At 60.6% G+C, this 14,364-nt stretch carries 13 protein-coding genes; 4 read left to right on the top strand and 9 right to left on the bottom strand.

Annotated elements, in window-relative coordinates:
- Window positions 1-286: 286 nt before the first annotated feature.
- The 7 genes from H8699_RS03180 to H8699_RS03210 form a co-directional block, all read right to left on the bottom strand.
- On the bottom strand, window positions 287-1,078 hold the full coding sequence (locus H8699_RS03180) for a tetratricopeptide repeat protein (protein WP_249284444.1): 792 nt from the start codon (window positions 1,076-1,078) through the stop codon (window positions 287-289).
- On the bottom strand, window positions 1,075-2,253 hold the full coding sequence (locus H8699_RS03185; RefSeq protein WP_249284445.1) for a ribonuclease H-like domain-containing protein: 1,179 nt from the start codon (window positions 2,251-2,253) through the stop codon (window positions 1,075-1,077). Before H8699_RS03185 ends, H8699_RS03180 begins: the two co-directional genes overlap by 4 nt.
- Entirely contained in the window at window positions 2,250-4,502 is a 2,253-nt protein-coding gene (locus H8699_RS03190; RefSeq protein WP_249284446.1) for a DEAD/DEAH box helicase, read from the bottom strand. The genes H8699_RS03185 and H8699_RS03190 overlap by 4 nt, the downstream gene beginning before the upstream one ends.
- A 92-nt stretch (window positions 4,503-4,594) precedes the next feature.
- Window positions 4,595-6,253, bottom strand: coding sequence for an L-lactate permease (locus tag H8699_RS03195; RefSeq protein WP_249284447.1), 1,659 nt, complete (start codon window positions 6,251-6,253; stop codon window positions 4,595-4,597).
- Between the two features lie 17 nt (window positions 6,254-6,270).
- Window positions 6,271-7,446, bottom strand: coding sequence for a tRNA uracil 4-sulfurtransferase ThiI (gene thiI / locus H8699_RS03200; protein WP_249284448.1), 1,176 nt, complete (start codon window positions 7,444-7,446; stop codon window positions 6,271-6,273).
- A 6-nt stretch (window positions 7,447-7,452) separates the two neighbouring features.
- Window positions 7,453-8,613: a cysteine desulfurase family protein gene (locus H8699_RS03205; RefSeq protein WP_249284449.1), complete on the bottom strand. Its 1,161-nt coding sequence runs from the start codon at window positions 8,611-8,613 to the stop codon at window positions 7,453-7,455.
- Between the two features lie 7 nt (window positions 8,614-8,620).
- Entirely contained in the window at window positions 8,621-9,175 is a 555-nt protein-coding gene (locus H8699_RS03210; RefSeq protein ID WP_249284450.1) for a DUF6106 family protein, read from the bottom strand.
- A gap of 171 nt (window positions 9,176-9,346) precedes the next feature.
- On the opposite strand from H8699_RS03210, the gene H8699_RS03215 reads away from it, so the two are divergent.
- The 4 genes from H8699_RS03215 to H8699_RS03230 all read left to right on the top strand — a co-directional run bounded on the left by H8699_RS03215 (window position 9,347) and on the right by H8699_RS03230 (window position 13,332).
- Window positions 9,347-10,957 carry a zinc ribbon domain-containing protein gene (locus tag H8699_RS03215; protein WP_249284451.1) on the top strand — a complete coding sequence of 537 codons (1,611 nt, stop codon included), beginning with the start codon at window positions 9,347-9,349 and terminating at the stop codon, window positions 10,955-10,957.
- Between the two features lie 271 nt (window positions 10,958-11,228).
- Window positions 11,229-11,678, top strand: a complete 450-nt coding sequence (locus H8699_RS03220) for a double zinc ribbon domain-containing protein (protein WP_249284452.1) — start codon at window positions 11,229-11,231, stop codon at window positions 11,676-11,678.
- Window positions 11,679-11,802: 124 nt separating this feature from the next.
- Window positions 11,803-12,621: a Cof-type HAD-IIB family hydrolase gene (locus tag H8699_RS03225; RefSeq protein ID WP_249284453.1), complete on the top strand. Its 819-nt coding sequence runs from the start codon at window positions 11,803-11,805 to the stop codon at window positions 12,619-12,621.
- A gap of 9 nt (window positions 12,622-12,630) precedes the next feature.
- Entirely contained in the window at window positions 12,631-13,332 is a 702-nt protein-coding gene (locus tag H8699_RS03230) for a DNA alkylation repair protein (protein ID WP_249284454.1), read from the top strand.
- A 33-nt stretch (window positions 13,333-13,365) separates the two neighbouring features.
- Here the strand turns inward: H8699_RS03230 and def are convergent, their stop codons facing one another.
- Together def and H8699_RS03240 are read right to left on the bottom strand one after the other, a co-directional pair.
- The gene (gene def, locus H8699_RS03235) at window positions 13,366-13,839 is read right to left on the bottom strand and encodes a peptide deformylase (protein WP_249284455.1); all 474 of its coding nucleotides are present in this window, start codon (window positions 13,837-13,839) and stop codon (window positions 13,366-13,368) included.
- A gap of 170 nt (window positions 13,840-14,009) precedes the next feature.
- A complete protein-coding gene (locus H8699_RS03240) occupies window positions 14,010-14,339 on the bottom strand; it encodes a hypothetical protein (protein ID WP_249284456.1) in 330 nt (109 codons plus the stop codon).
- Between the last annotated feature and the right edge of the window lie 25 nt (window positions 14,340-14,364).

Below are 14,364 nucleotides of genomic sequence, written 5' to 3' on the forward strand. Positions count from 1 at the left end.
CAACAAAAAGGCCTGCAGAAAATTCCGCAGGCCCTTTTTCCGTATCACAAAGGGTAAAATGCCCCTACTGCTTAAAAAAGCGGGTCACCGGCGCGGCAATCTTCTGCTTAACAGATATAATCCGTGCAGCAAACAGACTGTCCCCGCCCTTTAAGGGAACCGCTTCCTCGCCGCACTTTAAGCAGTTTTGCGCACGCTCTAACCCCATTTCCATTCATCATCTTACCGGCAATAACCGGCCAAGTCATTATACCTATTACGCTAGGCATCTGTCAAGCGAGCCGCTTTAGAACTTGAGCTTTTGCGTCGGGTCGCTATGGGTCTGCGCCTTGGGCGCGCTTTTAAGCGCCTGCGCCTCCTTCTCCTCGGGGGGCAACGCGTCGTATAGCTCGTCCAGCTCCTTAAACTTCTCTTCCACCATCTCCCGCGTAACGGTATTAAGGGTAGAGATATGCTGGCGCGAGGCGCGCGAGAGCATGGCCCGTGCCCGGCGGATGTTGCCGTCCCGCTGCTCTAGAATGCCCAGATAATAGAGCGAATCCACCAGATTATTCTTGATCTTGACCGCTTCGGAGAAATATTCCTTGGCCTTATCCAGCTCGCCCCGGCGGTAATAGATCTGCCCTACAGTATCCAGCATGACCGGATCGGTCTCATCGTATTCCTCCAGGCGCTTAAGGTTATATTGCAGCGCTTCTTCCTCCCGGCCGATATCCAGCAGCACATATCCTAGGCTGCCATAGACCGCGGCGCTGGGATAATCTTCCTCCAGCTGGTGGAACAGTGTAAGCGATGCATCGATCTCCCCCAGCTTCCAAAGCGTCACCGCCAGGTTCAGCCGGTTGGCATTCTTGTGCGCCTCCGGCGTCTTGGGGTGGGCCAAGGTTTTTTGGAACATCTCCTTGGCCAGTTCAAAGTCCCCCAGCCGCAGCATGGCTACCCCGCAGCCGGACAGATACTTGGGCTTATCCATGCCCTTTTCAAGACCCTTGAGATAAAATTTCTTGGCCTGTTCCATCCGCCCGCCGATATGGCGGAAATAGGCATAGCGCCCGTAAAGGTTCCCCATAAAACTCATGTCGCTTCCTCCTTTTGCTCACGCTCCCGCGCCAGCTTGCCCTGCAATCGGTGCAGCCTGTGCCGAAGCTCCGCCTGAGTCCCCTGGCTCAGCAACGGAAAACGCAGGGCTTTTTGCGTCCAATCGCAGGCCGCCCCGTAATCTTTTAACGTATGTTCCGCATATTTGGCCAGCTCCACGTGGGGGAACACGCCCCCCAGGCCCTTTTGCACCATCTGCACCCACACCGCGGCGGCCTCATCCAGCCGTCCCTCTTTTTTATAGAGCAGCCCCAGCTCCCGGCAGGCGATGGCGCCGGATAGGCTGTATAGCTTTTCCGCCAGCGCCAGCTCCCCCTGGCGGTGGTAAATGCGCCCCAGGGATTTGATATCCTGCACGTGCCCGGCTGTCTCAGGGTTTCTAAGCAGGCGGCAAAGCTCCCCAGCCAGCGCGGGCATGGTGGCCACGTCCAACCGGTTATGCAGCACGATGTCGCTCAGCAGCCCTTCTTCCCCGGTGCGCAGGTACCGGTAGTACCGCCCGGGGATCTCGGCCCCGTCGATATCGCCCTGGCGCTCCTCCCCCAGAATATCCCGTTCCAGCGCCACCAACCGGCAGCTTTGCAGCCGTAGCGACCAGACCCGGCGGGCGGGGTAGAGCAGATCCATCTGGTAAAACGCCTTGTCATACTGGCGCAGACGGTTCATAATCAGGCGGCTGCGCAGCAGCGGCCAGTCAAAGGCCCGTCCGTTGAAGGTGACCAGGGTATCAAATTCCATCCAGAGCTGTCCGCAGGCCGTCAGCAGGTCGACCTCATAACACAGGTCCCGCATCAAAAACTGCTGGACGACGAATTCGTCCCCCTCAAAATACCCCAGGCCCACCAAAAAGGCCAGCGCGCCGCTGCCCTGCAGCCCCGTGGTCTCGGTATCGATAAACAGCGCCCGGCGCGGGTCAAAGCTCGCCTGCGGCCCGCCCAGCAGCGCGGCCGCCCCCGGGTCCGCCCGCAAAAAGCCGCCCACCGCGCAGCGTCCACGCTTAAATTCCAATGGATAGCGCGCGACCTCGTGGCGCAGCCCGGCTTGTTCCTGCGCCCGGGCGGAAAGCGTATCGGGCGGGATCACCGTTTCATCCCGCAGGGGCTGGCCCTGTTCCTTAGCCATCAACTTGAGTTTTGCGCGCAGGTTGGAGATCATAAAAGCATCGCCTCCAGCACTTTGCGGGTCAGGTACTTTCCGTCCTCCCCATTCTCCAGCGCCGGGCCCACGCAGCTGGGGCAGCCGCTCTCGCACTCGCAGCTTATAAGCATCTTCAGCACCTGGCCCAGCAGCTCCTCGTGCAGCTCGTAAAGCCGATCCGCAAAGCCCATGCCGCCCGGATAATTATCGTAAAGGAACAGGGTCGGCTCCTCGGTAAAGGGCCCGCGGACCTGCATCTGCACCCGGATATCCATAGGGTCGCACATCAAAAGCACCGGTGCAATATTGCGCAAAAGGTTGGCGATGCCGCCCAGCGCCTTTTCGATCTGCGGAACGGTGTACTTTTCCCGCACCTTTGCCGGCAGCGTCAGCCAATAGGCCGTGGTATGCATATCCTGCTGGGGCAGGTGCACCTTTCCCCAGCCCACGTTTTCGTGGGTATCCAGCTTGAATTTTTTAAATAGCGTGGTGATCTCCGAGACCAGCACCTCGCCGCTAAAACGGGGGATGCCCGCGCGCTCCCCATCCCGAAATACGTCCAGCACCCGCAGGCTGGTCAGCATATTGGCGTCGGTATAATAATCCACATTCACCTCACGCACATAGCCCTTGCGGTTCTCCCAATCCAGCTTTTCCACCTGGTACTGGCGGCCCTGGTGCAGGTAAATGGCCTGCTCGTGTAACAGCATGGGTACGGTGAACTTGTCCATCTCGCCGATCACCTTGGGGTGCTCGGGGTTGGTGATATTGACCACCACGAAGTTCTCGCTTACCGCAGTGCGCAGGCTGATCTCGCTGGCCGGGAACTCCTCGCTCATCCAATGCCAACGGCCGCCCACATGGCGCAGGATCTTCTCATCCTGCAAAAACTCCAGCAGAGGCTGGGCGGTATCGGTGCCAAAGGTCTCCCCATCCACAAAGGGCAACTCGTAAGCCGCACACTTAAAGTGGCTGAGCAGGATATAAAGATTATCCGGATTGATGCGCGCCTGCTCCGGGCTGGCGGTAAAAAAGTACTCCGGATGGCGGATGATGTACTGATCTAGGGGGCTGGAGGTAGCCACCAGGATCGTCAGGCTCTCCCCGGCGCGCCGCCCGGCCCGCCCGGCCTGCTGCCAGGTGCTGGCAATGGTGCCCGGGAAGCCGCACAGCACGCTGGCCTCCAGCGAGCCGATATCGATACCCAGCTCCAGGGCGTTGGTGGAGACCACGCCCAAAATATCCCCCGCGCGCAGCCCCCGCTCGATGGCGCGCCGCTCGCTAGGCAGGTAGCCGCCCCGGTAACCGCGTATTTTTTCCCCGCTGCCCGCGGCCTCGCTCAAATAATTGGTCAGCACCTCCACATTCACCCGGCTGCGGGCGAACACGATGGTCTGGATATGGTTGCGTATCAGCTCAGTGGCGATCTTGCGCGTCTCGATCACGGCATTTTTGCGCACGCCCAGCTGCCGGTTGACCAGCGGCGGGTTGTAAAAGATAAAGTGCCGCTCCCCCCGCGGGGCGCCGTTATCGTCCACCAGCTCCATGGGCACGCGGCAGATGCTTTCGGCCAATTCCTTTGGGTTGTCAATGGTGGCCGAGCAGCAGATAAACTGGGGATGAGCACCGTAAAACGCACAAATGCGCTTTAAGCGCCGCAGCACGTTGCAAAGGTGGCTGCCGAACACGCCCCTGTAGGTATGCACCTCGTCGATGACGATATAGCGCAGGTTTTCAAACAGTTTGACCCATTTGGTATGATGGGGCATGATGCCCGAGTGCAGCATATCCGGGTTGGTAACCACGATATGGGCCGCCTGCCGCACCGCCGCCCGGGCCGATACGGAGGTATCCCCGTCATAGGTAAAGGCCTTGATATCCTGGCCCAGCTGGTCTACGATCTCGGTCACCGCCGAGACCTGGTCGCTGGACAGGGCCTTTGTGGGGAACAGGTAGAGCGCGCGGGCGTTCTCATCCCGGGCGATGGCGTTTAATACCGGCAGGTTGTAGCACAGCGTCTTGCCCGAGGCCGTGGGGGTGACCACCACCACGTTTTTGCCCGCTTCCAGCGCGTCAAAAGCCTGGCGCTGGTGGGTATAAAGGGCCCTGATGCCCCGCTTTTCGTAGGCGGCGCGCAATTCAGGCGCCACCCGGTCGGGGAAGGGCAGGGTGCGCGCGGCCTGCGCGGGCTGGATATGCCACCCCGTCACATTCTGCATAAAAAACGGGTCCCCCTTTAAATGCTCCAGCATTTGGGATAGATTCAACGCGCAGCCCTCCTTTCCGCTTCTAAAAGGAGCCGCTTCCAGGCGGCCCCTATTCTCTTCATTCTATTATAACCTATCCGTCAATCCCCGCGCTATCCAGCCGGGACCGGATCAAATCCCGAGGCGATCAGCAGGTAGCCGATCAGCCCGATCATAAGAGCGATGACGATCATCATCGGATAATACCGGCGCATCAGCGTCCCTTCCTTGCCCACCATGCCTACCGTGACCAGCGCGGCGATGATGGTACGCACGCCAAAGGGCACCCCTACGATGGCGCCGGCATTTTGCAGCGCGGCGATCAGCGTGGGCGACATGTTCAGCATGGTGGCCGTTTCCACCTGCAGGGAGCTAAACAGCGTATTGGATACCGTGCCCGAGGAGGAGACGAACGAACCCAGCACGCCGATCATGGGCGCCATCACCGGATAAGCCATGCCCGATGCCTGGGCCAATGCCCCGGCGATCACCGAGGTCATCGAGTCCATCCCGCTGGCGTTGACATCGCTTCCCAGCATCACCTGCACCATGGCAAAGCTGGCGATCAGCATGATCAGCGTCCCAACGCTCATTTTAAAGGTATTGCGCCAGGCGTGCCCCACCTGCCAGGCCTCCATCTTATGCATCAGCGGGGTGACAAGAGCCACCGCAAAGATCGGCAGCAGCCCGGGCAGATACCCCAGCGCCACCGTATAGTCCTTCCCCTCGATCCCCGCCAGGGAAGGGATGGTGATCTTCCACTGCTGCAGCCAACCACTGATCCCCAGTTCCGGGATGCGGGAGATGGCCAGAAACAGGATGACGATGATGTAGGGCATCCAGGCGCGCCACTGCTGCATATAGGTGTAACCGGCATCGGCCTGGTTATGCACGCTCTTCCAATCCCCCGGCCACTGCTCCTCCGGCAAAAAGTGCCACTCGTGCTTAGGCATTAAAAAGCCCTTGTGCGCCGCCAGCACCATCGCCGGCAGGCAGACCAGCGCGCCGATCATCGAGGGCAGCTCCGCCCCGATAAAGGTGGCCGCCAGCAGGAAAGGCACGATAAAGCAGATGACCGAAAATGTCAAAAAGGGTAGCACTTCTACAAAATCCCGCCACTTTTTCTCCTTACCGTAGGTACGGGTCAATACCAGTATGGCGATAAAGGGCAGCAGCACTGCCGGCAGCGCGTACAAATACGCACTCCATTGAGTGACGGCCGCGCCGTAAAAAGCCGCATCCAGCCCCGCACGAACGGCGATGTCGCTGGTGGTATTGATCACCATCAGCGTAGGCGTGCCCACCGCACCGAAAATGATGGAGGGGATGTTCATCATCAGCGCCACCACCACGGCCGCCAGCGGCGGGAAGCCCAGGCCCACCAATAGCGGCGCCCCCAGCGCCGCCGGCATGCCGAAGCCCGCCGCGCCCTCGATAAAGGCGCCCAGGCCCATGCCGATGATGATGGACTGGATACGCGGGTCCCGCGTGACCGAACCAAAGGCCCGGTTGATAGACGCCATGGCGCCCGAGGCGCGCATCTGGTTGATGATCAGCAGTGCGCTGAACAAAATGGTAAACAGCTCCACCGCCTTAAAAACGCCCAGCAGCGATTCGCCCGCGATATGCTGCCAATCCATCTGCCAGCCGAAAAACGCCACCAGCGCCGCCGAGACAAAGGCCGCCGGCATGGCCCTTGAGGCCGGCCATTTAAGCACCAAAAGTAAAATTGCCGCAACAAAAATGGGGATCGCCGCCAATAACGGATACACGCCGTCCACTCCTTACTCTACTCGTCCAGGCCGCGCCCGGCCGCGTTAAAGGTCACCTCTTCCGTACCGTCTATCGCCTCTTGCACCAGCGCCCCGATATCCAGCACCTTTTCTGAGGCCTCGATGCGCTCCAGCTTGGGCCGGGTCACCGGGTGGCGCGGGGTAAATACGGTGCAGCAATCCTCGTAGGGCAGGATGGAGGTCTCATAGGTGCCGATCTTCATGGCGATCTCCATGATCTCCTGCTTGTCCATGCCGATCACCGGCCGGAAAACCGGCATGTCCACCACCGCGTCGGTGGCAGCCAGGGCCTCCATGGTCTGGCTGGCTACCTGGCCGATGCTCTCGCCGGTGACCAGCGCCCCGCCCTTGCCCCTTTGGGCCAGCCCCTGGGCAATGCGCATCATAAACCGGCGCATGATCACCGTCAGCTCCCCTTCCGGGCACTTTTGGTAGATCTCCTGCTGAATCTTGGTAAAGGGCACCACGTGCACCCGCACCGGGCCCGCGTATTCCGATAAAAGCTTGGCCAGCGTCAGCACCTTTTCCTTAGCCGGCTCACCAGTATAGGGATAGGAGAAAAAGTGCACCGCCTCGATAGCCACGCCCCGCTTGGCCACCATATAACCGGCCACCGGGCTGTCGATACCGCCAGAGAGCAGCAAAAAGGCCCGCCCGTTGGTGCCCACCGGCATACCGCCGGCAGCCGGCAGGGTCTCGCAGTGTAAAAACGCCTGCTCGCGCACCTCCACCTCCAGCGTCACTTCGGGATGGTGCACATCCACCTTCCAGCCCGGCAGGTTTTCTAAAATATAGCCGCCTACCTCCTCGCAGATCTCAGGCGAGGTCATGGGGAAGCGCTTGTCCGCCCGCCGCGCCTTCACCTTAAATGTGGTGGGGCGCTTGTCCCGCATCATCTCCACCGCCTGGTCGCGTATGGCGGAAATATCCTTTTCAACCGCGATGGCCGGGCTGAGCGAATGTACGCCAAACACCTTGCGGATACGCTCCATCACCGCATCCAGGTTCTGTACGCCCCGGATATAATACCGCCCGTCTCCCTTTTCCACGGCGGCCTGCGGCTCGTCATACAGCCTGCGCTTCATCTCCCGCACCAGACGGTGCTCAAAATAAGGGCGGTTCAGCCCTTTTAAGTGGATCTCGCCGAAGCGCACGAGAATCAATTGTTCCATTATCATTTACCTCCTGCGGTATTGGCGCAAGGAAAGCACCATCTCTTTAATCGCATCCGCGGCCTCATCCATCTGTCCTAAGGTATTAAGCGGCGATAAGCTCAAGCGTATTGCCCCTTCGGCGCGCTTGCCGGTCACACCCATGGCTTTAAGCGTCCCGGAAAGGCGCGAGCCGTGCGAGGCGCAGGCCGAGCCCGTGGATACATAGACCTGCCGCTGCTCCAGCGCGTGCAGCAGCACCTGGGCGCGCACGCCCTCGAAGGATAGGTTGAGGATATGGGGTGCGGAAAAATCCCCCGCTGGGTCCGGCCCGTTCACCCGCACATCGCCAATAGCCAGCAGTTGCCCCAGCAGGTAGAGTTTCATCTTTCGCAATTCCTCGCGCCAGGCCGCCCCTTCCTCCTGCCAGCGGACTAGCGCGGTTTTAAAGCCCAGCGCCGCGGCCACGTCCTCAGTGCCTGAGCGCAGGCCATACTCCTGCCCGCCGCCGGCCTGCACCCCGCGCAGGGTTACGCCATCGCGCACAAACAGGGCGCCCGCGCCCCTGGGGCCGTGCACCTTGTGGGCGCTTACGGTATACAGATCCACATTTTTAAGCTTCAGCGGCGTGCGCAAAAAGCCCTGTACCCCATCGCAATGAACCAAAGCGTCCGGCCGCGCGGCCTTCACCGCCCGGGCAATGCCCTCGATATCCATCCGCGCGCCGGTCTCGTTATTCACCTGCATGCAGGTGACGATCACCGGCCGATCCGCAGGGGCGCTATCTGCCGCCTGGCCCACGGCTTGGGGCGTTACCAACCCCTCCGGAGTAGCCGGCAGGGGCACGATCTCCCACCCCCGCAGCTTTAAAAAGGCCGCGCTTTCCCCCACCGCCGGATGCTCCAGTGCAGAGACCAGCAGGCTGCCAGGCTGGTTATACCGGTTGGCCGCGCCGATCAGGGCCAGGTTGTCCCCATCGGTTCCGCCCCCGGTCAGCACGACCCGCCCGCCGCTGGCCCCCATGGCCCCGGCGGCCGCCCGCCTTGCTTCCTCAAACTGGCGGCGCACCTTCACCGCCGGCGCGTACAGCGCCGAAGGATTCATCCACCGCTCCAGCATCGCCGCCCTTACCGCCTCTACTACCTCGGGGAAGGGCTGGGTCGTGGCGCTGTTATCCAGATAGACCATCTTTTGCTCATCTCCCCTGATACAGGCGCGCGCGCTTGTTCTGCTGGCGGATCATCTCAAAGAGCTTCTCGTTGGGCGAAAACAGCAGCATGGTCTTTTCGCCATTGCGGTTAAAATACGCGTAATGGGTGGCGACCCCGTCCGGCGTGGCGATCACCTTTTGCAGCTCTGGCATATTGGAAAGGCGCTTGCCCTCCTCATCGGCGATGGGGCCCATGGATTCAAAGTTGGCCACATCACAGGTCATCAGCTTGCGGCGCTTGGCGTTGGCGATCACCCGGGCGATCTCCAGATCCCCATTGGAAAAGATGTACTCATAATCCGTGAGCATCTTGCGCCGCCGCCAGCGGTACAGCAAGCTGAGCGCCAGGCAGATCACCGGCACCGAAAAGCCCAGGATCGCCCCGGCCGTGCCGCCGCTGATGGGGAACAGGTAAAACGCCGCGAACGTGATCACGGTCAGCACCAGGAAGATGATCTGACCCGCTTTAAGCATGCCCAGCACGCCCCGGCGGGGTTTGGGTGCAGATACGATCTGCTCATAATACTCTTCTACTTGCATAAAAAGCCTCCCTAAATTCTGGGCATAATGAACCTATTTTACAATGATTTATATTGTAGCACGTTTTTTTAAAACAGAGAACCCCTTATTGGGGGCATTAGCCGCAGCAAACGGGGCAATACTAGAGGCAAAGTTAAAAAAAGAGAAGCAATCTATCCCGAAGGAGTCGATATGAAGATGCAATGCCCTATCTGCCGGGCGCAAAACCCGGATTCTTACTACTTTTGCCCCAACTGCGGCTGCATGCTCAAGCCCCGTACCGGCCGCTTGCAGGACGCCCCGCCGGTACAGATACAGGCGCAGGACCCCCCGGCGCAAAACAGAATGATTGAACCGGCCGGGCAGGCGGCGGACGCCGCACCGTCTCAAACGCCCCAGACGCATGCCCAAAAGCCGGATAAAGCCATTGCGGCCGACCCGTTGCGCGACCCCGTGCGCGCGGCCCACGGCATGCCCGCTGGACGCGAGCCCATCGTCACCATCCCGGAGGATCCCTTCCAAGATTTGCCCGAGACCCGGCAGGAGCGGGCGGCGCGCAAGCGCAGCGTGCGCCGCGGCATGGCCATCGCGGTGGCGGCTGTGGCCGTCGTAGCCGCGGGGATCGCCGGGTACGCGGGGGTCAGCCACTATCTAGGGGCCAACGACGCCCCGGTGAACCGTCAGCAGGCGGCTGCCTCCCCAGCGCCGGTGGATCCTTCCGAGTATCAGCCCAAGATCGAGGCTATCTCGCGGGATGGGGAAAAGCTGCAGGTCGTCACCGTCCGCGGCCAGGATGGTGAGAGCGTGCGCCTCTCCCCTGTGGAGCGCACCGGTGTGATTCAAAACGGCAGCGCGCAGTTCGAGATCAAGGAGAGCGAATTGCTCAGCCAATGGCCCGAGAGCGAACAGGTCTCCTGTGAGATCACCGTAACGGTAGAGGGTTCGGGCCAGCCGCGCAGCTACACGCTCACCCCCGAGGGGCTTAAGGTAGAACCCACCGAGTTGGTGTTGATCTCGCCCGAGGGCGAAAGCGTCTCCACCACCTCCCCGGCGGTACTGTTGGACCTGCAGCTGGAGCCGGGCAGCAAGCTCTGGATCAACGGGGAGGACGTATCCGCCCAGCTGGACGATACCGGCCGTTATACCGTGACGGTGCCGCTCACCGCCGGACAGACCAGCGAGCATACCATCAAGGCCCAGGCACCCTATCACCTGCCCATCACCCGGACCATTACCATCGAGCGGCCGGGCATGCCCGTGGCGCTCTCCTTAAGCGAGGACCTAAGCGAGATCACCGAGGAGGAGACCTTTACCGTTTCGGGCCAGTGCGACCCGGACGCGGTGATCACCTGCCCGCTGATGCTTTCGGGCAGCCTGACGCAGGACAGCGGCGGCAACTTCACCTTTACGGCCCAGCTGAGGGATTACGGCTGGCAAAATATCGAGGTGACCGCTACCATGGGCGATGGCTCTCAATCCCGGCTCACCCACCGGCTGTACCGCAAGCCCAATGCGGAGGAATACACCAAAAGCGCCTGGAAGATGGATTATCCCAAGCTCTCCGCCGCCCCTGAAAAGCTGGCGGGCAAGGTTTTTCTGTGCGAGGGGACCATTGGCGAGGTGACCCCCGGCAGCCCCATGCGCTTTACCTTTACCCTATCCGATGGCGAGGCGCTGGCGATCACCTACGATGGGGCCGTTAAGGTCAAAGAGGGGGACGCCTGCCGCATCTTTGCCGATGTGGTTGGAGAAAAGCTGGATGGGCTGCCGCTGATGGCCGCCCGGCTGATCTATCCGGCTTAAAATATCTAGTATAAGAGCCACAAAGGCCGGTACCGCCATGGCGGTGCCGGCCTTTTTCTTTGCGCTGGCTATAGTCTAACGTGCGCATACCTTGTTTTGACCTCCCATAAAGCATTAAAATGGAGGAAAGATCGTTCTGGTTTATAGAATAAGGCGCAATACCGTCCGGATGGCCTGCATCCCAACGACGCGGGCCATGCCCGCATCGCCTCGCGCCTGGCGGGCTTTTTGCAGACGCTCTAACACAACATTTCATAAAGGGGGAACATCTATGAAAACCTGTCCCAAATGTCAGGAGCTCAACAGCGACAACGCAACTGAGTGCTTTAAGTGCCACACCTCGCTTAAAAGCGCTGCGGCAAGCGGCGCCAAAAAGGTCTGCCCGCACTGCGGCGGAATCTACGCGGCCAACGTGCAGCTCTGCCCGGAATGCCACCTGCCGCTGACCCCCTATACCGGCTCGGTCACGCCCGATGTGCCCAAGGCTGCGGCCTATGGCTCGGTAACCTGGCTGTATATCGTTTCCATCCTGTTCCCGGGGCTGGGCATCGTCCTGGGGTGCATATTTGTAGCCAAAGACGATATGGACCTGGCCAAATCGTTGATTATCACCGGCATCATCGCTACTTTTCTATGGTTTTTCCTGTTCCAAATCGTCAGCTGCGCCTGTGCAGGGGACGCCGCGGGCGCCGTATCCAGCTACAAGCCCAAATACTATTAAGCCGTAAGGATAAATGCCCGCCCTCAAGAGGGCGGGCATTTGGTTTTTTCATGCCTTCTTGCCGATAAACCGCTCCTATGCTATGCTTTTTGATAGAAACGATAGGATAAAGGAGGGCTATTCCATGCCGGCCATTCAAATGGTATGCTCGGATATCGACGGCACGATCCTGAACTCTCGCCATCAAGCCTCGCAGCGGACGTGCACAGCCATCTTGCGCGCCGCGCAACAGGTTCCCTTCGTCTTGGTTTCCGCCCGCAGCCCCAAAGGCGTTGGCGCGGTTGCCGATATGCTGGGCCTTGCGCATCAGCCCATGATCTGCTTTAGCGGCGCGCTGCTGGTCTACCACGGCCGTTTGGAACGCCTGGCCTTCCTGGATGCCGGGGCCAGCGCCAAAGTCGTTCAGCTTTGCCGGGCGCTGGGCGTGCACCTTAGCGTGTACGAAGGGGAAAACTGGTTTTGTGAGCGGTTCGACCCCTGGGCCAAACAGGAGGCGGATATCGTAGGGTTCCAGCCGGAGCTGCGCGCCTTTGCCCCGCTCGCGGCGCAGTGGCGTGCCCGGCAGGCCGGGCCGGATAAGCTGCTGTGCATGGCGCCGCCCGCGCAGCTGGACCGACTGACCGCCCAGCTGCAAGCCTGCCCGGAGGCGGAGCTGCTGGCCGTTTCCCGCTCTAAAGATACCTATCTTGAAGTCGGCGCCCGGGGCGTTTCCAAGCCTATGGCCATCGACGCGCTTGCCAGGCGGCTGGGGATCGGGCGCCAGTCCATCCTGGCTATGGGGGATCATGATAACGATATCGAGATGCTGCGCTATGCCGGTATGGGCGTAGCCATGGGGCAGGCGCCCGACCCGGTTCGCCTCGCGGCGGACGCCCTCACCCTCACCCAAGATGAGGACGGCGCTGCGCTGGCCATCGAGCGGTACCTGTTCAAAGAGAAATGAGGTGGCGCAATGAATAACCAACAGGCCCTGCTGTGCCTGCAACAGATGTCCGAGCCGGGCTATCAGGCCTTTACCAGCAAATTGCTGCCCGGCGTGACGGGGATCCTGGGGGTGCGGCTGCCAAAGGTACGCGCGCTGGCCAAGGAGATCGCCCGAGCGCAGGACTGGGCCGGATTTTTAGCCCAGGCGCCGGAGGGCTGCTTTGAACTGACGCTGCTGCACGGCTTTATCATCGCCCAGGCCAAAATGCCGCCCGAGCAGCGGCTGGAACGGGTTCGTGGATTCATCCCGCTGATCGATAACTGGTCGGTATGCGACAGCTTTTGCACCAGCTTAAAGGATGCGCGCCGGTTCCCCCAGCCCTATTGGGCGCTGGCCGGGCAGCAGCTTGAAAGCGGACAGGAATACGCCATGCGCTTTGGCGCTGTGCTGATGCTGCACCACTTTATCCTCCCTGAATACGCAGATGAAGTATTGGCCCGGCTGGATGGGGCGCAGCACCCCGGGTACTACTTTAAAATGGCTGCCGCCTGGACAGTAGCCGAGTGCTGCGCAAAATTTCCACAGGCGGCGCTGGACTATCTGGCTTCACCCAGCTGCCACCTGGACGGCTTTACCTATCGCAAGGCCATCCAAAAGGCATTAGAATCCTACCGGGTAACGCCCGAAGATAAAGCGCGCCTGCGCGCCCTTAAAGGCAGCGCCCGGTAACCCAAAAAGTGCGTGGCATAGCCACGCACTTTTTTATAAGCTTTGCAATTCCTTCTCACTTAGCCAGTGGGTCACCCGCTGGGTAAAGACGATGCCGTCCAGATGGTCCAGCTCGTGGCTTAAGCACTGGGCCAGCAAGCCCTCGCCCTCCAGCGTAAAGGGCTCGCCCCGCTCATTTAGCGCCTGCACCCGCACCCTTTGCGGGCGTATCGTCCGGCCCCAACGTCCAGGGAAGCTCAGGCACCCTTCCAGGCACTCCTGCTCGCCCTCGGCCTCCAGAATGACGGGGTTGACCAGATGGATCAGCTCGCCCTCCCAGTCGATCACCACCGCCCGGCGCAATACGCCGATCTGGCAGGCCGCGATGGCCGCGCCATTGCCCGCCGCCCGCAGGGTATCCCCCATATCCTCCAGCAGGGTGCGGATGCGCTCATCCACCTGTGCAATGGGCCTGCAAGGCTTGCGCAGTACCGGGTCATCGTCTATGCGTAACGTTCTTATCGCCATTATCCTGTCCTCCTGTCCATTCCATATCCAGCATAGCCAAAGGCTGCCTTTACGTCAAGCCGTCCTGCAAAAGCCGCCTTTTTTGTACACCAAATAAAAAACCCGGCATCCCCCAGAAAAAGCATGCTAAAAGGCCCGCGGAAACATTCCGCGGGCCTTTATCCGTTCGGTCATGATACGCGCCTGAGGCCCTTGGCGATCAGCGCGCCGATCCCGCTGCCTAAAAGCGCAATGGCTCCATAGGCCGGAATATACACCCAGGCCGATTCGTTAAAGAATATCCACAGGGTGGGGAGAAAAAGCAGCGCGCAAAACAGCGCGTACAGCGGCGAAAAGGGCCGCATCAGCCCATAGGCCAGCGCCAGCGCAAAACAGCACAGCGGCACCAGCCCCAGTAAAACAAACATGCCCGACCCCGTATCCCGCACCAATAGCGGCAGCAGGTAAAACACGGCCAGCATGCCCGCTAGAAAGGGCAGCATTCCCTTGAGCTTGGTCATCCCCATCCCTCCTTTACCTCTTATG

The sequence above is a fragment of the Luoshenia tenuis genome (assembly GCF_014384745.1).
Lineage (GTDB): Bacteria > Bacillota > Clostridia > Christensenellales.